Annotated in this window: 25 protein-coding genes; 13 read left to right on the top strand and 12 right to left on the bottom strand. The window is 64.7% G+C overall.

The window, feature by feature from the left end:
- Positions 1 to 140: 140 nt before the first annotated feature.
- Positions 141 to 440, bottom strand: a complete 300-nt coding sequence (locus LB529_RS08960) for a putative quinol monooxygenase (RefSeq protein ID WP_224636757.1) — start codon at positions 438 to 440, stop codon at positions 141 to 143.
- A gap of 123 nt (positions 441 to 563) precedes the next feature.
- Here LB529_RS08960 and flhA point away from each other — a divergent pair, with 123 nt between their 5' ends.
- From flhA to LB529_RS08925, 7 genes are all read left to right on the top strand, one after another.
- Positions 564 to 2,651 carry a flagellar biosynthesis protein FlhA gene (gene flhA / locus LB529_RS08955; protein WP_224524281.1) on the top strand — a complete coding sequence of 696 codons (2,088 nt, stop codon included), beginning with the start codon at positions 564 to 566 and terminating at the stop codon, positions 2,649 to 2,651.
- Positions 2,648 to 3,400 (top strand): flagellar biosynthetic protein FliR, encoded by a 753-nt coding sequence (gene fliR, locus LB529_RS08950; protein ID WP_224710862.1) that lies wholly within the window; start codon positions 2,648 to 2,650, stop codon positions 3,398 to 3,400. The genes flhA and fliR overlap by 4 nt, the downstream gene beginning before the upstream one ends.
- A 5-nt stretch (positions 3,401 to 3,405) precedes the next feature.
- Positions 3,406 to 3,792 (top strand): hypothetical protein, encoded by a 387-nt coding sequence (locus LB529_RS08945; protein ID WP_224710861.1) that lies wholly within the window; start codon positions 3,406 to 3,408, stop codon positions 3,790 to 3,792.
- 70 nt (positions 3,793 to 3,862) lie between these two features.
- Positions 3,863 to 4,432 carry a rod-binding protein gene (locus tag LB529_RS08940; RefSeq protein WP_224710860.1) on the top strand — a complete coding sequence of 190 codons (570 nt, stop codon included), beginning with the start codon at positions 3,863 to 3,865 and terminating at the stop codon, positions 4,430 to 4,432.
- 8 nt (positions 4,433 to 4,440) lie between these two features.
- The gene (locus tag LB529_RS08935) at positions 4,441 to 4,860 is read left to right on the top strand and encodes a hypothetical protein (protein ID WP_140542843.1); all 420 of its coding nucleotides are present in this window, start codon (positions 4,441 to 4,443) and stop codon (positions 4,858 to 4,860) included.
- Between the two features lie 30 nt (positions 4,861 to 4,890).
- Positions 4,891 to 5,418: a hypothetical protein gene (locus LB529_RS08930; RefSeq protein WP_140842088.1), complete on the top strand. Its 528-nt coding sequence runs from the start codon at positions 4,891 to 4,893 to the stop codon at positions 5,416 to 5,418.
- A 188-nt stretch (positions 5,419 to 5,606) separates the two neighbouring features.
- Complete coding sequence (locus tag LB529_RS08925; RefSeq protein ID WP_027165149.1) at positions 5,607 to 5,891, top strand: SCP2 sterol-binding domain-containing protein; 285 nt, start codon at positions 5,607 to 5,609, stop codon at positions 5,889 to 5,891.
- Positions 5,892 to 6,010: 119 nt separating this feature from the next.
- Here the strand turns inward: LB529_RS08925 and LB529_RS08920 are convergent, their stop codons facing one another.
- Positions 6,011 to 6,601 (bottom strand): GNAT family N-acetyltransferase, encoded by a 591-nt coding sequence (locus tag LB529_RS08920; protein WP_263481553.1) that lies wholly within the window; start codon positions 6,599 to 6,601, stop codon positions 6,011 to 6,013.
- Positions 6,602 to 6,877: 276 nt separating this feature from the next.
- On the bottom strand, positions 6,878 to 8,011 hold the full coding sequence (odc2, locus tag LB529_RS08915) for an ornithine/lysine decarboxylase (RefSeq protein ID WP_224626635.1): 1,134 nt from the start codon (positions 8,009 to 8,011) through the stop codon (positions 6,878 to 6,880).
- 539 nt (positions 8,012 to 8,550) lie between these two features.
- Between odc2 and LB529_RS08910 the strand changes: the two genes are divergently transcribed.
- From LB529_RS08910 to LB529_RS08895, 4 genes are all read left to right on the top strand, one after another.
- Positions 8,551 to 9,747, top strand: a complete 1,197-nt coding sequence (locus LB529_RS08910) for an amidase (RefSeq protein ID WP_224710859.1) — start codon at positions 8,551 to 8,553, stop codon at positions 9,745 to 9,747.
- Positions 9,748 to 9,749: 2 nt separating this feature from the next.
- On the top strand, positions 9,750 to 10,649 hold the full coding sequence (locus tag LB529_RS08905) for a LysR family transcriptional regulator (protein ID WP_224710858.1): 900 nt from the start codon (positions 9,750 to 9,752) through the stop codon (positions 10,647 to 10,649).
- Between the two features lie 79 nt (positions 10,650 to 10,728).
- Complete coding sequence (locus LB529_RS08900) at positions 10,729 to 11,397, top strand: DUF1007 family protein (RefSeq protein WP_224710857.1); 669 nt, start codon at positions 10,729 to 10,731, stop codon at positions 11,395 to 11,397.
- A gap of 121 nt (positions 11,398 to 11,518) precedes the next feature.
- Complete coding sequence (locus LB529_RS08895; protein ID WP_411962461.1) at positions 11,519 to 12,619, top strand: nickel/cobalt transporter; 1,101 nt, start codon at positions 11,519 to 11,521, stop codon at positions 12,617 to 12,619.
- A 57-nt stretch (positions 12,620 to 12,676) separates the two neighbouring features.
- Here LB529_RS08895 and denD read toward each other — a convergent pair whose 3' ends face one another.
- The 4 genes from denD to LB529_RS08875 are packed head-to-tail and all read right to left on the bottom strand — an operon-like array spanning position 12,677 to position 15,595.
- Positions 12,677 to 13,651: a D-erythronate dehydrogenase gene (gene denD / locus LB529_RS08890; protein ID WP_224710855.1), complete on the bottom strand. Its 975-nt coding sequence runs from the start codon at positions 13,649 to 13,651 to the stop codon at positions 12,677 to 12,679.
- A 2-nt stretch (positions 13,652 to 13,653) separates the two neighbouring features.
- On the bottom strand, positions 13,654 to 13,860 hold the full coding sequence (locus LB529_RS08885; protein WP_224524247.1) for a hypothetical protein: 207 nt from the start codon (positions 13,858 to 13,860) through the stop codon (positions 13,654 to 13,656).
- A gap of 51 nt (positions 13,861 to 13,911) precedes the next feature.
- A complete protein-coding gene (locus LB529_RS08880; protein ID WP_224524246.1) occupies positions 13,912 to 14,895 on the bottom strand; it encodes a cation diffusion facilitator family transporter in 984 nt (327 codons plus the stop codon).
- Positions 14,896 to 14,908: 13 nt separating this feature from the next.
- Positions 14,909 to 15,595: a GNAT family N-acetyltransferase gene (locus LB529_RS08875; RefSeq protein WP_224710854.1), complete on the bottom strand. Its 687-nt coding sequence runs from the start codon at positions 15,593 to 15,595 to the stop codon at positions 14,909 to 14,911.
- Between the two features lie 82 nt (positions 15,596 to 15,677).
- On the opposite strand from LB529_RS08875, the gene LB529_RS08870 reads away from it, so the two are divergent.
- Positions 15,678 to 16,862: a pyridoxal phosphate-dependent aminotransferase gene (locus tag LB529_RS08870; RefSeq protein ID WP_095766343.1), complete on the top strand. Its 1,185-nt coding sequence runs from the start codon at positions 15,678 to 15,680 to the stop codon at positions 16,860 to 16,862.
- A gap of 12 nt (positions 16,863 to 16,874) precedes the next feature.
- On the opposite strand, the gene LB529_RS08865 is transcribed toward LB529_RS08870, so the two are convergent.
- From LB529_RS08865 to LB529_RS08855, 3 genes are all read right to left on the bottom strand, one after another.
- On the bottom strand, positions 16,875 to 17,636 hold the full coding sequence (locus LB529_RS08865) for an SDR family oxidoreductase (protein ID WP_224543380.1): 762 nt from the start codon (positions 17,634 to 17,636) through the stop codon (positions 16,875 to 16,877).
- A gap of 239 nt (positions 17,637 to 17,875) precedes the next feature.
- A complete protein-coding gene (locus LB529_RS08860) occupies positions 17,876 to 18,607 on the bottom strand; it encodes a tellurite resistance TerB family protein (protein WP_224524237.1) in 732 nt (243 codons plus the stop codon).
- A 122-nt stretch (positions 18,608 to 18,729) separates the two neighbouring features.
- On the bottom strand, positions 18,730 to 19,647 hold the full coding sequence (locus LB529_RS08855) for a rhodanese-related sulfurtransferase (RefSeq protein WP_224626616.1): 918 nt from the start codon (positions 19,645 to 19,647) through the stop codon (positions 18,730 to 18,732).
- 157 nt (positions 19,648 to 19,804) lie between these two features.
- On the opposite strand from LB529_RS08855, the gene LB529_RS08850 reads away from it, so the two are divergent.
- Positions 19,805 to 20,443, top strand: a complete 639-nt coding sequence (locus tag LB529_RS08850; RefSeq protein WP_224710853.1) for a 2-dehydro-3-deoxy-phosphogluconate aldolase — start codon at positions 19,805 to 19,807, stop codon at positions 20,441 to 20,443.
- A 70-nt stretch (positions 20,444 to 20,513) separates the two neighbouring features.
- On the opposite strand, the gene LB529_RS08845 is transcribed toward LB529_RS08850, so the two are convergent.
- Positions 20,514 to 22,370 carry a DUF882 domain-containing protein gene (locus LB529_RS08845; RefSeq protein ID WP_224710852.1) on the bottom strand — a complete coding sequence of 619 codons (1,857 nt, stop codon included), beginning with the start codon at positions 22,368 to 22,370 and terminating at the stop codon, positions 20,514 to 20,516.
- Positions 22,371 to 22,749: 379 nt separating this feature from the next.
- Positions 22,750 to 24,297, bottom strand: coding sequence for a sigma-54-dependent transcriptional regulator (locus tag LB529_RS08840; protein ID WP_224710851.1), 1,548 nt, complete (start codon positions 24,295 to 24,297; stop codon positions 22,750 to 22,752).
- Positions 24,298 to 24,342: the final 45 nt, after the last annotated feature.

Here is a 24,342-nt window from a genome sequence, read left to right as displayed (position 1 = left end):
GGGCCGGAATCGTCTTGTACGACGAAGATCGCCAGCAGCTCCGCCCGCCGGCCTCTCCGCCGAGGAGGAACGCGCTGTGCGGCGCTGGCTGGTCGCCGTCGCGACCGCGGATGCGGCACAGCCGTAAATGCCTCACACGATCAGGTCGGCGCGCCGCCGTCCGTCTCGAAAAGCGTGAGCTTGCGCTCGCCGATGCCGAGCTCGGCCCAGCTCGCGCGCCATTCGGCGATATGCGCCGATTTGAAATGCGCTTCGAGCGCGGCGCGGTCGCTCCAGGCCTCCGAGACATGGATGAGCCCGGCATCCAGCACATCCTGCGCGTAGGAATAGCCGAGGCAGCCGGGCTCGGCGCGGCTCGCCGAGATCATTCGCTGCATCGCCGGCTTTGCCTGTTCGAGCCTGTCGCGTGGCAAGCGGATCGTGCCGATGATCAGGAGCATGCGATTTCCTTCCGATAGGTGGCTCAGGCGCCGTAGCCGCTCTCCCACCTTCGCGCAAGCTTGGAGGGTTACGGTCGAGGGCCTGTCCTGTGCGTGGCGGACGGCCTGGATTTTGAGGACGACATGGCGATCAGCGAAACACTACCGTCCGGCCTGGCGGTCAAGAACGGCCGCGACATCTTCTTCGCGCTGGGCATCGTCTTCATCTTGGCGGTGCTGTTCCTGCCGATTCCGGCCTTCCTGATCGATATCGGCCTCGCCTTCTCGATCGCGCTTTCGGTGCTGATCCTGATGGTGGCGCTGTGGATCCAGCGGCCGCTCGACTTCTCATCTTTCCCGACCGTGCTGCTCATCGCCACCATGCTCAGGCTATCGCTCAACATTGCTACCACGCGCATGATCCTGTCGCACGGCAACGAGGGCACGCATGCCGCCGGCTATGTCATCTCGGGCTTCTCGAAGCTGGTGATGTCGAGCGACTTCGTCATCGGCCTCATCGTCTTCATGATCCTGATCGTGGTGAACTTCATCGTCATCACCAAGGGCGCGACCCGTATCGCCGAGGTCGGCGCGCGCTTCACGCTCGACGCCATTCCCGGCAAGCAGATGTCGATCGACGCCGACCTTTCCGCCGGCATGATCGATGAGAAGACCGCGCAGCTGCGCCGCCGCGAGCTGGAGGAGGAGAGCTCCTTCTTCGGCTCGATGGACGGCGCCTCGAAATTCGTGCGCGGCGACGCCATCGCCGGCCTGATCATCACCGCCATCAATATCGTCGGCGGCATCGCCATCGGCTATCTGCGCCACGGCATGGGCCTTGGCCAGGCGGCCGACGTCTTCATCAAGCTGTCGGTCGGCGACGGCCTTGTCACCCAGATCCCGGCGCTTATCGTCTCGCTCGCCGCGGGCATGCTCGTCTCCAAGGGCGGCACGCGCGGCTCGACCAACCAGGCGGTGTTCGGCCAGCTCGGCGCGCATCCGCGCGCGCTCTACGTCGCGGCCTCGCTGCTGGTCATCCTCGGCCTGATGCCCGGCCTGCCCCTGTTCCCGTTCTTCGCGCTTGCCGGCGGCATGGCCGGCCTCGGCTACATCATCCCGCTGCGCCAGAGCCGCGAGCGCGCCGCCGCCGAAGCCCTGAAGACGCAGGAAAAGGCGAACAAGGTCGAGGAGGAGAAGAACTCGGTCAAGGCCTCGCTGGTCACCGCCGAGATCGAGCTTCTGATCGGCAAGCAGCTTTCGACCAGGCTGATGGTGGCGCACCAGGAACTGGTGTTCCGCATGTCGAAGATGCGCAAGAAATTCGCCCAGCAATATGGCTTCGTGGTGCCGGAGGTGCGCGTCGCCGACGACTTCGCCATCCCGCCGAAGAGCTATCAGATCAAGGTGCACGGCACGGTGGTCGCCGAATACCAGATGCGCGTCGGCGAGATCATGGTGCTGCTCGGCACGCGCGGCGTGCCGGAAATTCCCGGCGAGGAAATCCGCGAACCGGCCTTCGGCATGCGCGCCTATTCGGTGCTCGAAACCTTCGCCGAGGATCTGAGACGCGAGAACTTCACCTTCGCCGACAACATGTCGGTGCTGCTCACGCATCTCTCCGAGGTGATCCGCAACAACCTGCCGCAGCTTCTGTCCTACAAGGACATGAAGGCGCTCTTGGAGCGGCTCGACCCGGAATACCGCAAGCTCGCCGACGAGATATGCACCTCGCACATCTCCTATCCAGGCCTGCAGGCCGTGCTGAAGCTGCTGCTCGCCGAGCGCGTCTCGATCCGCAACCTGCATTTGATCATCGAGGCGATCGCCGAGATCGCGCCGCATGTGCGCCGCACCGAGCAGATCGTCGAGCACGTGCGCATCCGCATGGCGCAGCAGATCTGCGGCGACCTCTCCGAAGGCGGCACGCTCAAGGTGCTGCGCCTGGGCAACCGCTGGGACCTGGCCTTCCATCAGAGCCTCAAGCGCGACGCCAAGGGCGAGGTACGCGAGTTCGACATCGATCCGCGTCAGCTCGAGGAATTCGGCCAGGACGCCACCAAGGCGATCCGCAAGCATCTCGAGGCCGGCGAGCGTTTTGTGCTCGTCACCGCGCCCGACGCCCGTCCCTATGTGCGCATGATCATCGAGCGGCTGTTCACGACGCTTCCCGTTCTCAGCCATGTCGAGATCGCCAAGGGCGTCGAGATCAAGGTGCTCGGAACGATCTCGTGAACGCGCTCTCGCAAGGCGTCGTCATCGCCGCCTTCCTCGCCTTCTGCCGTATCGGCGCCTGCTTCATGCTGATGCCCGGGCTGTCCAGCGCCCGCGTGCCGCTGCAGATCCGGCTGTTCGTTTCGCTCGCCGCCACCGGCGGCCTGCTCGCTTTCCTGTGGGACCGCATCTACCCGTTCGTCGATCCGCGCCCGCAGGTCCTGGCGCCGATGATCGTCTCCGAGCTCCTGGTCGGGGGCCTGATCGGCGCCATGGCCAGGCTCTACATGGAGGCGCTGCGCTTCATGGGCTCGGCCATCGCCATGCTGATCGGCTATGGCGGCTCGGGCGGACCGGCGATCGAGGAGCCGGAACCGCAGGCGGCGCTTGCCGCCATCATCTCGTTCTCGGCGCTGCTTCTGCTCTTCGTCTTCGACTTCGACCACGAGATCGTCAAGGCGCTCGTCGCCTCCTACACGGTCGCTCCGGTCAACGTGTTCTTCAACCCGCAGGCGGCGCTGGTCGACGTCACCGACACGGTGTCCGACGCCTTCTTTCTGGTCATCCGCCTCGGCAGTCCCTTCGTCGCCTATGCCATCCTGGTCAATTTGACGATCGGCTTCGTCAACAAGCTGACGCCGCAGATCCCGGTCTATTTCATTTCGCTGCCCTTCGTCATCGCCGGCGGAATGATCATCTTCTATTTCGCCGTCGGCACCTTGCTGTCGCTGTTCGTCGACGGCTTCGTCGACCTCACCCTGGCGAGATAGGCTCCATGACCGCGCGAAAGGACCGCCTGAAGAAACTGGTCAAGGTGCAGGAGCAGTTGAAGGCGCTGCACGAGACCCGCCACGCCGGCTTCCTCGCCGCCGCCGTCAAGGCTGAAGCGGAGGCCAAGGAGCTGATCGAGCGCTTCGACACCGACAGCTCGCTGGCCGGCCTCTTTCCCGCGCTCTACCACCGGCGCATCACCGACGCGCTCGGCCGGCAGCAACAGAACGTCGATAACGCCCGCCAGGAAGCGGCGCTGATCGCCACTGCGACGGCGCGCACCAACATGGTCGAGCGCGCCTACAAGGACCAGCGCCGCCGCGACGAGCGCGAACGCTCCGACCGCGAGCGGCTCGATCTGATCATGCAGAAGCGAACCTCCGACGGCTGATCATCGCAAGCCTGCCACAAGCTTCTTCAGTCATTGTGCAACTAACAAAACCGACAAAGGGCGGACTTTCTTGGCCATTTCCCCACCCAGCGACATCGTCATGGACGTTGCCCGCGCAGCGGAGCCGGCCGATGTCGAGGCCGCACGCGCGGCGCTCGCGAGAAGGGCGAATGGCACCTCGGCGCCTTTCTCTGTCGATTCATCCGCGACGGTCGATGCCGGCTCCATTCTCTCGCGCGCAACGGCCGACAAGGCGGAAGCCGCCAATCCGGCGAAGAAGTTCCAGCGCTTCGAGGCGATGGTGCTGACCACCTTCATCCAGAACATGATGCCCAAGGACACCGAGGGTGTTTACGGCAAGGGCCTGGCCGGCGACATGTGGAAGTCGCAGCTCGCCGAAAAGGTGGCCGATGTCATGGCCGCGCATGGCGGCATCGGCATCGCCAGATCGATGCTTGCCGACCATTATCTCGACGGCAAGCACAAGGTGCCGGTCGGCCCCATTGCCGGTGGAGCGCAGAAAACCGAGATCGACCGGCAGACCCGGCTTTCGACCTCGATGATCGAGGAGCTTGAGCGCAAAGCAGCACGGTCGATGACCGGCGACGAGACGATCATAAAAACAGATATCAAGATCTAGGGACCTACATGGCCGACCAAACGGAGCTTTCCAACCTTCCCGCACGCACCAGCGCAATGGAGGCGCCCGCCGCCGCGCGACCCGGCAACCTCGCCGCCATCATCGGTCGCATCGAGGAAGTCGTGGACGAGGAAACCGCCGGCATCCGCAGCGGAACGGCCTATGATCTCAAGGCCTCGAACGCGCGCAAGAGCCGGTATCTCTACGAGCTGAACCGCGCCATGAAGGGCGCCAACGAGATCGAATTCCTCGAGCAGCATCGCGAAGGCCTGCTGCGGCTGCGCCAGAAGCTGGCCAGGAACGAGGCGGCGATCCTTGCCCATCTCAACGCGGTCAACGAAGTCGCCACGCTTTTGAGGAACGCCATCCAGCGCGCCGATACCGACGGCACCTATTCGGCCGGTGAGTTCGGAATGGCGCGAGCCTGATGAGATGATCGAGGCGCAAGGACAGACCCGGTGATAAAATTCATCGCCGCCGCGCTGTGGATCTGCGCCGTGACGCTCGGCGCGGTCTTCTATTCCTTCCAGGCGGCGGGCCAGCGCGGCGCGGCCGAGCCGCCGAAGCCGATGCTGGGCGGCCTCGACTATGTCAAGACCGACATGATCTCGGTGCCGTTGCTGCGCGACGGGACGATCGAGGGCTATTTCCTCACCAAGCTCGTCTACACGGTGGAGCCGGACCAGATAAAGAAGCTGTCGATCCCGGCGCAGGCGCTGATGACCGACCAGGTCTATTCCTATCTCTATTCCAACCCGCAGATCGATTTCACCAAGAAGGAATCGATCGATCTCGACGCTTTCCGCAAGTCGATCCGCGACACCATCAACACCCGCGTCGGCGTCGAGCTGGTGCACGAGGTGCTGATCGACCAGGTCAACTTCCTGTCCAAGGACGATATCCGCGACAACGCGCTTCGGCGCCGCAAGAATGCCGGCGACACCGCGGCGGCGATGACCAAGCCTTTCCAGGCGCCGGAGCATTGACTGCCTGGCCGCGTCCGGCGGCGATAGACGGCCCAGTTCCCTCAAGCGATATGACGCATGGTGACCGCGTTGACGTAAACGTCAACTCGAAGCTATATGCGCCTGTGGTCGCGCTGGAGCGCGGCGCGTCTACCTCGCCAGCGGCCAAGCGCCGGTGCGCGTCAACGCAACCAACGAGGAGAACCGCCATGGGCGTTCAGGAGATTGCCGACAAGATCAAGTCGCGCGTGGCAAGCGCCGGCTTCGAGCATTCGGTCAAGTTCGACACCGGCAGCGACGGCGTCATCGTCATCGACGGCGCGACCGTCTCGACCACCGACGCGCCGACCGACTGCACCGTCAAGCTGTCGCTCGACGATCTGGATTCACTGATTGCCGGCGACCTCAATCCGACCATGGCCTTCATGTCCGGCAAGCTGAAGGTCGAGGGCGACATGACCGTCGCCATGGCGCTCAGCCAGCTGCTCGGCTGATCCTTCGCAAAAACAGCAACGCCGCCCGATGGGCGGCGTTGCTGTTTTGTCGAACCTAAAGCAATTCCAGGAAAAGTGCGTAGCGGTTTTCCGTCCGGAATTGCGTGAAAACAAAGGCTTCAGGCGACGAAACCCAGCGCCTGTCCTTTGATCTTGCGGCCGGCGGCCTTGATCGTGCCTTTGGCGCCGTCCAACGCGCCTTCCTGCAGTTCCAGCGCCAGAAGCCGGTGCCGCTCATAGGGGCCAGGCATGGCAAGCGCCCCCGTGCGGTCGGCTGAGAAGCCGAACCGCCCGTAATAGGGCGCATCGCCGACGAGCAGGATCGCGCCATGGCCGAGCCGCGCCGCTTCGGCGAGCGCATGCCGCATCAGCGCCGAGCCGATGCCGCCGCTCTTCAATCCCGGCTCGACCGCGAGCGGGCCGAGCAGCAGCGCAGCCGGACCGCCCTCCCCCAACCTCACATCCCACAGCCGCACCGTGCCGACGACCGCGCCCGACGCATCGCGGGCGACAAAGGCCAGGCCTTCCGAGGGCCGGCGGCCGCGCCGCAGCTTCTCGGATGACTTCTTCTTGCGCTTCGGCCCCATGGCGCGGTCGAGCAGCGCTTCGCGCGCCGCGACGTCGCCCGCGCCTTCGCCAAGAATGACGAAGGCCGGCGCCTGGGCGGCCCCCTCGTCCGGTGCGCCGCGCGAGCCAGCCTGTGCCCGCAGGGCCAGGGAGGGCGCAAACGCATTTTCAGGCGAAGTGGAAACGGGTTCGCCGTAAGAAAATGCGCCAAGAAGCACTGACGTCGAGCCGTTCTCCCCCGCGGAGAAAAGCTCAGCCAACGGTCCGGACGAGGGGGCAATTTCAGTGGCCGCGAAGGCCGATTTGGTCAGGTATTCCATATCCGCGATCCTTCACGAGCGGAGATCTGTCCCACAAGCGAGCCCGGGCGGGCGAAGGCGCCCGCGCCGGTTTGACCTGAGCGGTTTCTTGCGAAATGCTCAGATCACGTAGGATCGGAGAGGTTCGAAGCCGTTGAAGGCGACCGCCGAATAGGTGGTCGTGTAGGCCCCGGTGCCTTCGATCAGCACCTCGTCGCCGATGGTCAGCGACAAGGGCAGCGGATAAGGTGTCTTCTCATACATCACGTCGGCCGAATCGCAGGTCGGGCCGGCGAGCACACAGGGCGCGGTCTCCGAGCCGTCATGGCGGGTGACCAGCGGATAGCGGATCGCCTCGTCCATGGTCTCGGCGAGACCGCCGAACTTGCCGATGTCGAGGAACACCCAGCGCACATTGTCGTTGTCGGCCTTCTTCGAGATCAGCACGACTTCCGACTTGATGACGCCGGCATTGCCGACCATGCCGCGTCCCGGCTCGATGATCGTCTCGGGCAGCGCGTTGCCGAAATGCTTGCGCAGGGCCGAGAAGATCGCCTGGCCGTAGGCCTGGGCCGCCGGCACGTCCTTCAGGTAACGGGTCGGGAAGCCGCCGCCCATGTTGACCATCTTCAAGACGATGCCTTCCTCGGCGAGCGTCGCGAACACCTTCCTGGCGTCGCCCAGCGCGCGATCCCAGGCCGACAGGTCGGTCTGCTGCGAGCCCACATGGAACGAAACGCCATAGGCATCGAGGCCGAGGCCCTTGGCATGACGCAGCACGTCGACGGCCATCGCCGGCACGCAGCCGAACTTGCGCGACAGCGGCCATTCCGCGCCTTCGCCGTCGGTCAGCACGCGGCAGAACACGCGCGAGCCGGGAGCGGCACGCGCGATCTTCTCGACCTCTTCGACGCAGTCCACCGCGAAAAGGCGAATGCCGAGCTGGTAGGCGCGTGCGATGTCACGCTCCTTCTTGATGGTGTTGCCGAAGGAAATGCGGTCCGCCGGCGCGCCGGCATCCATCGCCATCTCGACCTCGGCAACCGATGCGGTGTCGAAGGACGAGCCCATCGCAGCAAGCAGGCGCAGGATTTCCGGCGCCGGGTTTGCTTTCACCGCATAGTAGATCTTGGAATCGGGCAACGCCTTCTCGAAGGCGCGGAAATTGTCGCGCACGACATCGAGGTCGACGACGAGGCAAGGGCCGTTCGGACGTCGGGTGGCGAGGAAATCAAGGATGCGCTGGGTGGCCATCGGGTCTCTCCATAACGCCTTTCGGCGTGCAATAAGGCTGCGGGACGCGGGCTGTCGGCCTCGCGAGCACGCGGTGGACAAAGGCGGGACGTCAAATCCATGGGACCAGCCGGTGGAGACCCCGGAACCATGAAATGCCGTCTCGCGGCGATGAACCTTGGCCTTGCCCGGCCTCGGTTCGCTTTGTCTGCCTTGGCTTGGATGGGAGACCCGTCCGCACTGCCGGCAATGAAGGTGTGCCTCTTTAGTAACCCCGGTCTTTGGACAACCGGAAGAGAACCAGAAAGGCCCGCACCGTCGTTGCTTCAAGGTGTCCTCGGTCTTGTGGTTGGCCACTGACCGACTGGAGGGGTTGGCTCCAGTTACCTTACCGATTGCCCTCACCATTCGAGGATCGGCGGACACCCACAGGCACGTGCGACTTTGGGCAAGCGCGATATAGGAGCGAAGGATTTCACAATCAATAAAAATCGTAAGCGCAGGTTGTAAAATTTCTGGCATCGAACAATGCTTGCCGCACTGTATCCGGATATCGAACGATGCCAGGAACCCAAGCACCGCTCAACGCCTTCCTCGATCTGCGCCAAATGCCTGTAGCGAATGCGGAATTGGGCCCGCTCGCAGGCCTTCGCCTGGCCGTCAAGGACATCTATGACGTTGCCGGCTACCGCACAGGCTGCGGCAACCCGCAAAAATTCGAGGAGGCGCACGCTGCCTCGCGCACGGCGCAAGCGGTGCAGACGATCCTCGACGCCGGCGCGCGATTCGTCGGCAAGACCCAGACCGACGAGCTGGCCTTCTCGCTGTTCGGCCAGAACGCGCATTTCCCCTATCCGGTCAATCCCGCCGCGCCCGATCGCGTCACCGGCGGCTCCTCCTCCGGCTCGGCGGCCGCGGTTGCCGGCGGGCTGGCGAATATCGCCACCGGCTCCGACACCGGCGGCTCGATCCGCGCGCCGGCGAGCTTCTGCGGCCTGATCGGACTGCGCACCAGCCATGGCCGCATTCCGCTCGACGGCGCGATGAAGCTGGCATCGAGCTTCGACACTTTCGGCTGGTTCGCCGACGACATCGAAACCTATGAGGCGGTCGGCAAGCTGCTGCTTGGCCGCGACCCGCACCAGCACCCGCTCAACCGGCCGCTGTCGATCCGCTGGCTTGACGCCTTCGTCACCGGTCCGGCCGAAGCCGCCGAATATGCGCGTATGAAGGCGTCGGCGGCCCCCGTCGTCGGCCAGCCCGCGGAGACCGAATACGCCTTCGCTTCGTTCCCCGACGAGCTTTACTGGTGCTTCCGCCGCCTGCAGGCCTTCGAGGCCTGGCGCGAGCATGGTCCCTGGATTTCGGCCGGCGGCCGGCTCAGCCCGGGCGTCGAGGAGCGTTTCGGCTTCGGCCGCACCATCGACGCCAAGACTGCCGCCAACGAAGCCGCGCGCCGCTTGGCGTTCCGGGCAGAATTCGCGGCGCTGCTCGGCAACAACGGCTTTCTGGTGCTGCCCACCGTTCCCGGCGCGGCGCCGCTCGCTTCAAGCACGCCCGAACAGTTCCAGGCCTATCGCGAAAGGGCGCTGCATCTCTTGTGTCTTTCCGGTCTCTCGGGCTTTCCGCAGATCACCTTGCCGATCGGCTCCGTCGACGGCGCGCCCTTCGGCCTTTCGCTGCTCGGCCCTTCCGGCAGCGACGTTGCCCTGATACGGCTCGGCCGCAGGATTCTCGACGCGGCACGAAAGGTCTGACCATGGATACATTGACGCGCATGCGCGCCTTCATCGACGTGGTCGAGGCGGAAGGCTTTTCGGCCGCGGCGCGCAAGATCGGCCGCTCCAAGGCGCTGTTGTCGAAATATGTGCGCGAGCTGGAGGACGAGCTCGGCGCGCTGCTCTTGAACCGCACCACGCGCCAGTTCTCGCTGACCGAAGCCGGCCACACCTATTATCAGCGCGCCTCCGAGATCGTGCGCGAGGTCGACAGCCTCGCCGAGGCTGTGCGCCAGTCTTCCGGCGACGTTCGCGGCAGGATCAAGCTGTCGGCCGCCCGCACCTTCGCCGATGCCCCGATCGGCCAGTCACTGGTCGACTTCGCCAGGCAGCATCCCGACATCGTGCTCGACATCCATCTCGACGACCGCTTCGTCGACCTCGTCGAGGAAGGTTTCGACCTTGCCGTGCGCATCTCGCGGCTGGAGAACTCCTCGCTGATCGCCAGACGGCTGGCGCCGTTCTCGGTCAGGCTTTGCGCGTCGCCGGAGCTGATGGCCAAGCATGGCAAGCCGACACGTCCGCAGGATCTCGCCAACATGCCCTGCATCGTCGACACCAACGGCCGCTCGCTGTCCAACTGGCGCTTCAAGGGCGAGGGCGAGGACTCCATCAGCGTCGCCGTTTCGGGCCCGATCGAGGTCAACAGCCCGATCGTGGCGAGAGCCGCCGCGCTCTCCGGCCTGGGCTTTGCCATGCTGCCGGATTTCGTCGCCGCCCCCGACGTCGCATCCGGCAAGCTGGTCACCGCGCTCGACGATCGTCTCCTGGCGGGCACCGGCATCTTCGCCGTCTACCCGCATCGCCGCTATCTGCCGGCCAAGGTAAGGGTCCTCGTCGATTTCCTGGTGCAGTGGTTCAAGACGCGCGACGCAGCGTGATAACCCGCGTCCCAATTTCGCCCCCTTTATGTTAACTCTCGGGCCCTCACTCCCGAAGTCGATGGAATCGCGGCCCGGAATGCATCTGAAACGGCAAGCAGCCATGCTGGCTTCGGCCATAGTGGCCACGTTCGCCTCGATCGAGCAGGCCGAGGTGCACCCGCATGTCTTCGCCGAGGCTCGCCTCGACGTGATCCTCAGCCAGGATCACCAAAGTGTGACGGCGCTGCGCCACCTTTGGCGCTTCGACGACCTTTTTTCGAGTACGGTGATGATGGAGTTCGACAAGAACTCCGATCTGAAACTTGATGACAAAGAGCTCAAGGAAGTGGCCGACACCGTCCATTCCTCGCTTGCCGAGTTCAATTACTTCCAGCTCGTCACCCAAGATGGCAAAGACGTGCCGATGGTGCCGCCGCCGCATCTGATGGCGAACTTCGACAACGACCAGCTGATCATCCTGTTCGAGTCGCAGCCGAAGACGCCGATCAAGCTCGCCGGCAAGGTCGACATCGGCGTCTACGATCCGACCTTCTATACGGCGATCGACTTCACCGACGACGCGAACCTTGCCGTCGAAGGCCTGCCATCGACCTGCACCAAAAAGGTCATCCGGCCCGATCCTGACGAGGCGATCAAGGAAAACCAGAAGACCCTGACGGAGGCGTTCTTCAACGATCCGACAGGCACCAACATGAGCAAGATTTTCGCCACCAAGCTCGAGTTGAACTGCCCGCCGAAAGGATGATTTGGTGATGAAACCGTCGCTGCGCGCAAGCAGGTTCCGCAAAAGTGTCTCACGGTTTTGCGATCGGAACCTGCGACAAACAAGGGAATCCAAGCGGATATTCGTGGGGCATCCCACGAATATCCGCTTGGCCCTCGGGCTCTTGGCCGCTGCCTTGATTGTGAGCCATCTGCCTGTCGCGGCGCATGCGCAAAGCTCGCTCGGCATCGGCACCAATGACGGCATAGCGCCCACCACCACCGGTCCGTTCGCTCATATCCTGATGTGGATCAATCTGCGTCAGCAGGAGTTCTACCATTCGCTGGCGGCCGCCATGAAGGCGATGCGCCAGGACGGCAGCAAGCTTTGGCTGCTGATCGGCTTGTCCTTCGCCTATGGCATCTTCCACGCCGCCGGCCCCGGCCACGGCAAGGCGGTGATCTCCTCCTATATGGTCGCCAACGAAGTGGCGTTGAGACGCGGCATCATGCTTTCCTTCGTCTCGGCGATGCTGCAGGGCCTGACGGCGGTGGTCGTCATGATGCTCGCCTATTTCGTGCTGCGCGGCACCGCGATCTCGATGACCGACGCGGCCTGGTTCCTCGAAATCTCGAGCTACGTGCTGGTGACGCTGTTCGGCGCCTGGCTGTTATGGCGCAAGCTCGGGCCGTCGATCCTGCGCCTGTTCGGCAGGACGCCTGCCTACAGCCTGTCAGCCGCTCATGCCGGTCATTCGCATGGCGGGCACGCGGGCCACTCGCACGCCCGTGCGCATGCACTGCACGTGCATGACGATCATGATCATTCGCACGGTCACGATCACATTGATCACGACCACCACGACCACGCCCCAGGCGAAGTCTGCGACGCCTGCGGTCATTCGCATGCGCCGGACCCGGCGATGCTTTCGGGCGACCGCTTCGACTGGCGCACGGCCTGGTCGGCGGTGGCCGCCGTCGGCATCCGCCCCTGCTCCGGCGCGCTGATCGTGCTGAGCTTCGCGCTGCTCAACGGCCTGTGGGTCGGCGGACTGCTGTCGGTGCTGGCGATGTCGATCGGCACCGCGATCACCGTCTCGGCGCTGGCGACGATCGCAGTGCTGGCGAAGAACTGGGCGGTCTATTTCGCCGGCGACGGACGCCTCGGCAACCGCATCCATTCCATCGTCGAGATCGGCGGCGCCGCCTTCATCTTCCTGGTCGGCCTGCTGCTGTTGTCGGCCAGCCTGTCAGGCGGCGCCTGACCAGTGCCCAAAGCTGTATTGAGCTTCGGGTCAGCCCTGCATCACCTGGGACAGACGTCAGGCGATCTTCCCGCCGAGCTCATCCTCGATATGCGCGCGGATGATTTCGTCGAAACTGCTTTCGGCGGCAAACCCCAATTCCCGCGCCCGCCTCGCCTCGAAGCGCGTCGGCCAGCCTTTGACGATCGCCCAGATGGTCTCGTCGGGCTGCTCGCGAATCCGCTGCGCGACCTCGGCGCCGGCGATGCGCTGCAGCGCCTCGATCTGCTCGCCGACCGTGACGGCGACGCCCGGCATTGTGAGGTTGCGGCGCGGGCCGACCTTGTCGCCGTCGATCTCGGCCGCATGGATGAGGAAATTCACCGCCGAGCGCGGGCTGGCATGGGTATGCAGCACCGAACGCGGCACCGGCAGGATCGCCTCCTGCCCGGCGAGCGGCTCGCGGATGATGCCTGAGAAGAAGCTCGACGCCGCCTTGTTCGGCTTGCCGGGGCGAACGCAGATCGTCGGCAGCCGGATGCCGATGCCGTCGAAGAAGCCGCGCCGCGTATAGTCGGCGAGCAGCGCTTCGCTCATCTGCTTCTGCGTGCCGTAGGAGGTGAGCGGCGTCGGATGGAATTCGTCCGGGATGACGTCCGGAAACGGCGCGCCGAACACGGCGATCGACGAGGTGAAGACGAGGCGCGGCGCGAATGCCGCCAGCCGCACGGCGTCGAACAGGGTGCGCGTGCCGTCGAGATTGACGCGATAGCCGAGGTCGAAATTAGCCTCTGCCTCGCCTGAGACGATGCCCGCCAGATGGAAGATCACATCCGGGCGCGGAGCCACGAGAGCGGACATGGCGCCGGGCGCGGAAAGATCGCCGGTATGGATCGAGACATCGACGCCGGCGAGCGCCGGCGCCTGCGGCGCCACGATGTCATGCAGGTCGAGCGCCGTGATCTTTCGCCCGCGCAAGGCGCCGTCCTTGGCGAGCCGCGCGATAAGCTTGCGGCCGACCATGCCGGCCGCGCCCGTGATCAGTATTCTCATCTTCAGAGACCTTTCTTGCGCTGGCTGCGTCCGCGCAGCCACAGGACGACGAACAGACCGACCATGAAGATCGCGGCGATGACGGCCGCGAGCACCGTCGACACCTTGCCCGCGGCCAGCATGATGGCCGGCAGGAAATAGGCCGCGAGACCGAACACGAGCAGTATCACGGCCGCAGCGGTCGCCGCGTTCTTTGTGTCACGATCCATCAGCTGGCGTTCTTCAGTTCGAGGCTGTTCGGGTTCATCATCACGCCGCGATCAGTGATAGTGCCGGCGATCGCGCGGCGCATCATGCGCATGGTCGTGATCATGATGGTGGTCGTGCTCGTCATGGCTGTCCGCGCATTGGCCGAATTCGGGTTCGACAGTGGCATGCTCGATGCCATGCTCGGCCGCAAGCCGTTTCTTGATGGCGCTCACCGCCACATGCGCATCGACGCCGTCATTCAGGCAAGCATGCAGCGTCGCCATGTTGGAGGTCCCGTCGAGAGACCAGACATGCATATGGTGCACCTCGCGCACGCCCTTGACAGCGCCTTCGATGTCCTTGGCGATCAGGTCGCGATCGAGGCTGGCCGGCACGCCTTCGAGCAGGACGTGGGCCGCCTGGCGCATCAGCGACCATGCCGTCGAGAGAATGAGCAACGACACCAGCACCGACAGGATCGGATCGATGGGCGTCCAGCCGGTTGCCAGGATGATGAGGGCTGCCGCGATTGCCGCGGCCGAGCCAAGCAGGTCGCCCAGCACATGCAGGATGGCGCCGCGCATGTTGAGGCTTTCCCGATCGCCGCCATGCAGCACGAAGAAGGAGGCGATGTTGACCAGAAGGCCTGCGACCGCCACCACCAGCATCGGCCCGCCGAGCACCGGTGCCGGATTCATCAGCCGCCCCCAGGCCTCGTAGACGATCCAGAGCGCGATGACGAAGATGGCGATGCCGTTGGTGTAGGCGACGAGCGTCTTCACGCGGGCGAAGCCATAGGTGAGGCGGCCGGTGGCCGGACGGCCTGTCAGGTGGAAGGCATACCAGGCAAGACCGAGCGCGATGGCGTCGGCCAACATGTGCCCGGCATCGGCAACCAGCGCCAGCGATCCGGTCAGCCAGCCGCCCAGCGCCTCGGCGACCATGAAGCCCGCGGTCAGGCAGGTCGCGATCAGCACCCGTTTCTTGTCGGTCGAGCCATGCACATGGCCCGCACCGGCCGGGCCGTGATCGTGCGAAGCGTGGTCATGCGCCATCGCTGAACTCCTGTCACGCGCCGAAATCAGCGCGGAAATCCTCAAGCCGCCGCCTCTGGCCGCCTTCGCCATCGAAATTCGCCGGATCGAGCCAGCCCTCATAGGCTTTGCGCAAGGTCGGCCATTCCTTGTCGATGATCGAATACCACGCCGTGTCGCGGTTTTCACCCTTGACCACAAGGTGTTGTCGGAAGATGCCTTCGAACCTGAAGCCGAAGCGCTCGGCGGCGCGCTTCGAGGGCTCGTTGCGGTTGTTGCACTTCCACTCGTAACGGCGGTAGCCGAGATCGTCGAAGAGATATTTCGCAAACAGGAACTGCGCCTCGGTCGCGGCCGGCTTGCGCGAGATCAGCGGACCCCAATAGATGTTGCCGATCTCGCCGACGCCGTTGGCGGCGTCGATGCGCATCAGCGTCTGACGACCCGCGATCTTGCCGCTCGCCTTGTCGATGACAGTGAAGAACAGCGGGTCCTCGCTCGCTTCGGCCTTGTCCAGCCAAGGCTGGAAGGCCGCGCGGGTCTCCGGCGGATAGTCCGGCAGCCAGGCGAAACGTCCGCCGGCGTCGGGAACCGACGACGCTTCGTAAAGACCATCGCCATGCCTTGCTGCGCTCAGCGGCTCGAGCCTGACCGTGCGTCCCTCTATCGCTTTGCGCTCCGGCCGCGGGCGCGGCTGCCAATTCTTCAGATCTTCCGACACGGCCATTCCAATCCGTTTGACTTTTGCCTGCGGACGGTCACAAAAACGCTCGCTCACAGAAAGAACCACAGGAACGGGAAAAATGCTCCACACGATCGCGGCCTTCGACCGTCTCGGCGAGGAAAATGCCTTCGCGGTGCTGGCGAGGGCTACCGCGCTTGCCCATCAGGGTCGCGATATCGTCAACCTCGGCATCGGCCAGCCCGACTTCAAGACGCCGCAGCACATCGTCGAGGCGGCGATCAAGGCGCTGCGCGACGGCCACCATGGCTACACGCCGGCAAACGGCCTCTTGGCTACCCGCGAGGCCGTCGTGCGCCGCACGCTGACCACCACCGGCGTCGAGGTGTCGCCCGAGAACGTGATGATCCTGCCCGGCGGCAAGCCGACCATGTTCGCCGCGATCCTGATGTTCGGCGAGGCCGGCACCGAGATCCTCTACCCCGATCCCGGCTTTCCGATCTACCGCTCGATGATCGAGTTCACCGGCGCCACCCCGGTGCCGGTGCCGATCCGTGAGGAGAACGGCTTTGCCTTCTCGGCCGACGAGACGCTGGCGCTGATCACGCCCAGGACCAGGCTGCTGATCCTCAACTCGCCCGCCAATCCGACCGGCGGCGTCACCCCGCGGGCCGAGATCGAGAAGCTGGTCAAGGGCCTGGAGAAACATCCTGAGGTCGCCATCATGTCGGACGAGATCTACGACGTCATGACCTATGACGGCGAGACCCACTGCTCGCTACTCAATTTCCCCGAGATCCGCGACCGGCTGATCGTGCTCAACGGCTGGTCGAAGACCTGGGCGATGACCGGCTGGCGCATGGGCTGGTCGATCTGGCCGAACGGCGACAAGGGCGCGCATCTCTATGACAAGGTGCGCAAGCTGGCGGTGAACTGCTGGTCCTGCGTCAACGCGCCGAGCCAGTTCGCCGGCATCGCCGCGATCGACGGCCCGCAGGACGATGTCGAGAAGATGATGCGCGCCTTCGACAATCGCAGGAAGATCGTGGTCGAAGGGCTGAACGCGCTCCCGGGCATTTCCTGCATCACGCCTAAAGGTGCCTTCTATGCCTTCCCCAATGTCTCGAAGACCGGCTGGAAGGCCAAGAAGCTTGCCTCGGCGCTGTTGGAAGACGCCGGCGTGGCGCTCATCGGCGGCCCCGATTTCGGCGTGCTCGGCGAAGGCTATATCCGGCTTTCCTACGCCAATTCGGAGGAGAACATCCTGCGCGCGCTGGAGCGGATCGAGGCGTTCCTGAACAAGTGATCGATCAAGCGCTCATCCGCGCCCAACGAATGGCATCTTCGTCGCCATCACCGTCATGAACAGCACATTGGCGTCGAGCGGCAGGCTGGCCATATGCAGCACCGCGTCGGCGACGCGCTGCACATCCATCACCGCCTCGGCGGCGATCGAGCCATTGGCCTGCGGCACGCCCACCGTCATCGGCTGCGCCATCTCCGTCAGCGCATTGCCGATGTCGATCTGGCCGCAGGCGATGTCGAAGGGCCGGCCGTCGAGCGCCAGCGTCTTGGTGAGCCCGGTGATCGCGTGCTTGGTCGCCGTGTAGGGCGCGGAGCCCGGGCGTGGCGCATAGGCCGACACCGAGCCGTTGTTGATGATCCGGCCGCCCATCGGCTTTTGCCTTCGCATGGCGCCGAAGGCCGCGCGGGCGCACAGGAACGATCCGGTGAGATTGACGCCCACGACATCGTTCCACACCTCGACCGGGATCTCGTCGATCAGCGTCGACTTGTAGCCCATGCCGGCATTGTTGAAGAGCAGGTCGACGCGGCCGAAGCCTTCGAGCACGGTCTCGAACATGTCGTCGACTTCCTCGGCCTTGCTGATGTCGCAGGCGATGGCCAATGCCTTGGCCTGCGTCTTCCCCGCCTCTGCGATCGCCTCATCCAGCAGCGTCTTGCGGCGGCCGCAGAACACCGTGTTCCAGCCTGCCTTGAGCAGCGCCGTCGCGACGCTCTTGCCGATGCCGGTGCCGGCGCCGGTAACGATGGCGGTCTTCTCTGCTATGGCTGTCATCGCCGTCCTCCGGTCATGGATGGAAAGACGTGGCATCGCAAATGCCTGGGGTCATGGCAAGCCGCTGTTGGCAATAAAGAAAAGGCCAACAAAAAGGGCGGCCATTGGCGACCGCCCCGATCTGAACCGTGCTTGGGAGGAAGAAAAGCCGGTCCGACTGATTAGAATGATGCGCTTGCTGGGTTAACGGAAGATTAACGACCGGCAAGGCCTCCCCGAAGGACGTTTACCACGCCGAATCACCACGGCGAATTGGGCGCCGTTCCCGCCGGCACCTTGGCCGCCGAAACCGTCGCCTCGACATGATCGACCAGGGCGTCCGGCAGTCCGAGGCGGCCGGCGAGCAGGTCGAGATAACCGCGCTCGGTGCGCGTGTCGGGATCGATGGTGAGCCGCGAGGCGGTATAAAGCTCGAGCTTCTGCGCATCGGTCTTGGCGCCGGCGATCAGCGCGTCGAGATCGAGCGGGCTTTCGAGCTCGGCAAGCAGGAACTTTTCCGCTTCGGCCCCGATGCCCGCGAGCTTGAGCTTGTCGGCGATCTTCTTGCGCTCGTCATCGTCGACATGGCCGTCTGCCTTCGCCGCCGAGATCATTGCCCTGACCAGCGTCAGCGTGAACTCGGCCTCGCCCTGCGGCGCCTGCGAGGGGTGGAAGGCGGTGTCGGCCGGCGGCGGCAGCAGCTCTGGCTCGCTGCCGGCCGGTGCCTGCGCCGGCTCCTTGCCGGCCTTGTAATTCTGATAAGCCTTGTAGGCGAGGCCTCCGATCGCAGCCAGGCCGCCGAGCTTGACGGCCGCGCCCGTCACCTGCCGGCCAGTGCCGGTGCCGAGCAGCACGGCTGCCAGCGCGCCGGCGGCGAGCGGATTGTCCTTTGCCATCTGCACCGCCTGCCCCGCCTTGTCGCGGACAGTCGAGCCGGTCCCGGGGATTTGCGAGCCGAGAAGGTCGTCGAGCAGCTTCTTGGGATCGAGCATCAATGCCTCCAGAATGGGCCCGGCGAACGCGCCCGGGCAGGGTTTCGGACCGGCAAGAGGTAGGCCCCGTGCATCGACATTACAATGACGGGGCCAGCTTTTCGCTCGCAGAACTGGCCGCTCTAATTGCCGATATGGCGCTTGCCGCCGCGCGCTTGCGCCAGCTCGACCTGGCGGTGGCGTTCGGCATAGCGCTCGCGATCCTCGTCGGACCGCACTTCAAAGCAATGCGGGCATGAGACGCCGATTGCGTATTTCGGCGACAGCCGGTCCTCGACCGTCAGCGGATGCCGGCAAGCCCGGCAGAGCTCCGCCTCCCCCTCGACCAGACCATGCGAGACGGAGACCCGCTCGTCGAACACGAAACATTCGCCTTGCCAGAGGCTCTCTTCGGCCGGCACGTCCTCCAGATATTTCAGGATGCCGCCCTTGAGATGGAAAACGTTTTTGAGGCCGAGCGACTTCACATAGGCCGTCGCCTTCTCGCAGCGAATGCCGCCGGTGCAGAACATCGCCACCTTGCGACCTTCGAGCTCTCCACGATGCTGCTCGACCCAGGCGGGGAACTCGCGGAAGCTGGTGGTCTTGGGATCGACCGCACCCTGGAAAGTGCCGAGCGAGACCTCGTAGGCGTTGCGGGTGTCGATGACGAGCGTGTCGGTGTCCGAGATCAGCGCGTTCCAGTCGGCCGGCGCGACATAGGTTCCGGCGCTCGCCGCCGGATCGATATCCTCGACGCCCATGGTGACGATCTCGCGCTTCAGCCGCACCTTCATGCGGTGGAACGGCATTTCGGCGGCGGCGCTGTATTTGACTTCGAGACCGGCAAGGCCTTCGATGGCCTGCAGATGGTCCACAAGCGCGGCAATCGCTTCCTCGCTGCCGGCGACGGTGCCGTTGATGCCTTCACGCGCCAGAAGCAGCGTGCCCTTGATGCCGCGGCCGCAGCAGAAGGCGGCAAGCGGCGCGCGAAGGGCCTCGTATCCGTCGAGCCGCGCGAATTTGTAGAGCGCGGCGACCCGGACTGGCTGAATCTCCATAGCAGTTGTCATGGTCATGCCACTAGACCGTGGTGAAAGCCGTTTCAAGGCGACCGATATTCAGCTGGCCACGCGGCATCACGACACGCCGGGCTTCGTGGACTTGGCATATCCCTTCTGCTAATCGGTTTAAAACGATCGAGATGGAGACCAGCACATGACCAGCAAAACCGAAAAGCTCCTGTCGCTCCTCAATGGTCAGCCGGTCATCCCGGTGCTCAAGATCGCCAACGTGGCAGATGCCGTGCCGCTCGCCCGCGCGCTTTCGCGTGGCGGTTTGCGGGCCATCGAGATCACCTTGCGCACCGCCGATGCGCTGGAAGCGATCCGCCGCGTCGCGGCCGAGGTCGAGGACACGGTCGTCGGCGCCGGCACCATTCTCGATGCCAAGCAGTTCGAAGAAGCAGCCCGCGCCGGTTCGAAATTCATCGTCAGCCCCGGCATCACCAGTCAGCTTCTCGACGCGGCCAAGGACAGCCCCGTGCCGCTGCTGCCCGGCGCCATCACGCCCGGCGAGATCATGGCCGCGCGCGAAGCCGGCCTGCGCTTCCTCAAATTCTTCCCGGCCGAGCAGTCCGGCGGCATCGCTTCGCTGAAGGCTTTCGCCTCGCCGCTCGCCGACGTGAAATTCTGCCCGACCGGCGGCATCACGGCCAAGAACGCCGCCGACTATCTGAGCCTCCCCAACGTCATCTGTGTCGGCGGCTCCTGGGTCGCGCCCGACGATCTCATCAAGGCCGGCAAGTGGGACGAGATCGAAGCGCTGGCGCGTGAGGCGAGCAAGCTCAAGAAGTAATCGGTCCGCCCCATAAAGCAAGGCCGCGCTGGCGGGCCAACGCGGCTTTTCAGCGGCCACGCTGGCTCGCCTATTTCGTTTGGAAGCGCGCGACCGAGAGGAATTTCACCGCGTTGCCCGTGAACCGGCTTGCGTCCGGCACCCCGCCATCCGCCTGGAAGCCGGCCGTATACACTTCGCTCGGCGGCGTATGCACGATGTTATAAGCATAGCGCGGCGCTGTCGTCGGGTCGGATACCGTGGCAATGTTGACGCCGCTGCCCAACGCCCAGCGCGCGGCTTGCGGCGGCGTCGCCACCACCATGGCCTTGGGCCCGGGCTTCAGATCGTGGGCTGACGCCCTGGCTTCCTTGGCCGTCGTCTTCACGCCGGCGCCAATCGCCTGCGCCGGATCGCTCCCGGCCGGGAGCGCGGCAATGGCCTGGCGCGGCGAGGCCGCATCGACGCCCGACGGATCGTTGAATGCGGAGCGCGGCTCCGGCTCGGTCAGGGACGCAAGCTGATATTCGGCGCCGCCGACGCCATCGGCCTCGACGGTGGCATTGGCCTGTTCGAGAACGGCTTTGACCTCGTCCTGCTTGCCGGGCTGCGGCCGTGCGGTCGGCAGCACGGAGAACGCGTCGGTCGCGCTCTTGTCCTGTGAAGCCGTTTCGGCCAGCGCCAGAAGCACGCTCTTGTCCTTCGGCGCCAGATCGGCCGGCGTCGCCGAGCGGTCAGGACGCCAGGTCGGCAGCGGGATGTTGTTGACCGCTACCTGGGCCGGATCTGTGCTCGCGGCCTCGGCGGCGCTGGCCGTGGCGAACGGAACTTTGTCCGGCACCGGCGCCTGCGCAGTCGAAACCGCCTGCTCCGTCGTCGCCGAGGCATCCGCCATGGCGAACGGCACGTTCTGCGGCGTCTGCTGGCCGACATCAACCTTCGGACGCGGCGCGAAATCGGGCAGCGGAATTTCCTTGGGCGGCAGGGCGGCGATGATCGTCTCCGGCGTATCCTGCTGTTGCTCGTCGGCGCCGTCATCCGCGATCTGCGGGATGCTGGCGCGCTTGGCATCCTTCGGCGAAACAATCGCGATGCCCGGAAGATTGCTGTCGCGTGCCGTGGCGGCGCTCGCGACCTGAACCTGCTTCACGGCCTTCCGCTGGGGCGCCGGGGCACTTTCGTCGGCGGCGTCGTCGGCCTCGTCGGCACCGCCGCCGAACAGGGCCGCAAGCAGGCCGCCGGAGCGCTTGGTCGAGCCGCCGGCGCTGGCCAGTTCGATGTTCGGGGTGCCGGCCCCCTTGCGGGCCTGATACGCTGCCACTGCTTGCTCATAGCCGGGCAGAGGGCGTCCGTCGCTCGGCACATGCAGCGTCTTGCCGTTGGGGAACAGGCTGACCAGTTCCTGGCGGCTGATGCCCGGCCAATGGCGCACGTTGCCGACATCCATATGCACGAAGGGCGAACCGGAAGTCGGGTAATAGCCGACGCCGCCGCCCTGCATCTTTAGGCCGATGTTGCGCAGTTTCTTCAACGGCACGCCGGGGATGTAGAAATCCATCGCCTTGCCCAGCATGTGCTGGCTCTTCTCGGCGACGCCGCGGCTGCGCGAGCGCAACAGCGCGTTGGTCGACGGCGAGCGATAGCCGCAGACGACCTGGATATAGTCGGTCGCGCCGCTTTCGCGATAGGCTTCCCAGACGAGGTCGAGCAGCCGCGGGTCCATCTTGGTCGGCTCGTTGCGGCGCCAGTCGCGCAGGATGATGTTGATCTTGCGCAGGCCTTCGGGATCGTAGCGGCCGTTGCGCTTGTAGACGATCTCGGCCTTCTCGTGGGTGTGCAGGTGATAGAGCTTGAGCGTACGAACCTCGGCCCGGGCGCCCGACGTCGCCGCGGACAGAAAACCGACGGCCAAAATCACGAACGCCAGCCACCTCGGCCAGACGCTCATGTGAAAATGCCGCCCGTTGTTGTGTCGTTCGACTTTGTTCAAATCAAATGGCCTTGCAGGCTGCCGTTTGTCCCCGGATTTGACCAAACGGATGCGTCGTTTTCACATCCGAATATCGATCCTAATGGTTAATCATCGTTTATTGAAGCCGAAATGCGGTAACACCGTGGCGATATCCCGTCAAAAATGATGCACGGCATTTCGTGGTAAACCGCTGGTTTATATCAAGAATCCGGCCTCGCCGAGAACACGATCTGTTACCGTTAGCGTTAATGCGTGATCCTCGGCAACGCCAACCGCTGAAAACCAAGCGTTTTCAGGTCAAAAGCGACAATTTGATTCGGATTTTAGGCAGGCAAGCTGGTTCGAGGCTTGCCCCTCATGAGGCAAGCCGGTCGACGCGACCAGCTTCGGGATCAATGCCATATTCCTTCAACTTGCGGTAGAGTGTCGAGCGGCCGATGCCCAATCGCCGGGCGACTTCGCTCATCTGGCCGTTGTAATGGTCGATCGCAAGCTTGATCATCTCGAGCTCGACGTCGGCCAGCGCCCGCACATTGCCGCGCTCATCGAGCGCACGGAGCGTTCCGAAACGCGGCTGCGGCCTGGCTGACGCCTCGCCATCAGGCAAGCCGGCTCCCATTGCATCTGCGACAGTCTCATCCCCTTGCCGAGTCGCGTCCGCAACCGTATCGGCGATGGCAGATGGCGGTTCCGCTCCGAGATTCACGGTTCCTTCCACCTGCGCCCGGATCTGCGGGAATTCCTCCTCGGTCAGCACGTCGCCCTCGGCAAGCACCGACGCCCGGAAGACCGCATTCTCCAGCTGGCGGATGTTGCCCGGCCAGTCATAGGCCTGGAGCATCGCAAGCGCCGTGGCCGATATGCCGGCAAGGCGGCGGCGCGGATCGGTCGGAGCGACCTTTTCCATGAAATGCCGGACCAGGTAGGGAATGTCGTCGCGGCGGTCGCGCAGCGGCGGCACGAAGATCGGGTAGACGTTCAGCCGGTAGAACAGGTCCTCGCGGAACCTGCCGTCCTTGACCTGCTGCAGAAGGTTGCGGTGCGTGGCCGAGATCAGCCTTATATCGACCTTGACGGTCGAGCGGCCGCCGACCGGATCGACCTCGCCTTCCTGCACGGCACGCAAAAGCTTGACCTGGACGTCGAGCGGCAGGTCGCCGATCTCGTCGAGGAACAGCGTGCCGGAATTCGCCTCGACGAACTTGCCGATGTGCTTGTCCGTTGCGCCGGTGAAGGAGCCCTTCTCATGGCCGAACAGGATCGATTCGACCAAATTGTCGGGGATAGCGCCGCAATTGACGGTGACGAAGGGCTTCGAGCGACGATCGCCGCTGCCCTGGATGGCGCGCGCCACCAGCTCCTTGCCGACGCCGGATTCGCCCTCGATCAGGATCGGGATGTTGGAGGCCGCCGCCTTCTGCCCGAGGCGTATCACGCGGTCCATTGCCGGGCTGCGCGTGATCATGTCCTTGAAGGTGAGGTGGCCGCCGCTGCGCCGCCGCGACGCACGCTTCATCTCGTCCTCGACGGCTTCCACCTTGAGGGCGTTGGAGATCGCGGTCTGCAGCCTGTCGGGCGACGCCGGCTTGACGACGAAGTCGAAGGCGCCGTGCCGCATCGCCGAGACGACGGTTTCGATGCCGCCCTGAGCGGTCTGCACGATGACGGGAATGTTGATGGCACGCTCGCGCATCGCCTTTAGCACGCCGATGCCGTCGAGACCGGGCATGACGAGATCAAGAATGACGACGGAGACTTCGCGCGCGTTTGGCCCATCGAGCACGTCGAGGCCGGCGGCGCCGCTATCCGTGACGATCGCGGTGTGGCCGAACTTGGTCAATGCGGCCTCGACCAGCCTGCGCTGCACCGGATCGTCATCGACTATGAGTATGGAACCTGTCATGACTGTTTGAGTTGTCCGCCCGAGAAAATCCCATGGATCATCTTG

Source organism: Mesorhizobium sp. CA5 (assembly GCF_020165105.1).
Lineage (GTDB): Bacteria > Pseudomonadota > Alphaproteobacteria > Rhizobiales > Rhizobiaceae > Mesorhizobium.
The sequence above is the reverse complement of the archived record's forward strand: the minus strand, read 5'-3'. Positions and strand labels throughout refer to the sequence as shown.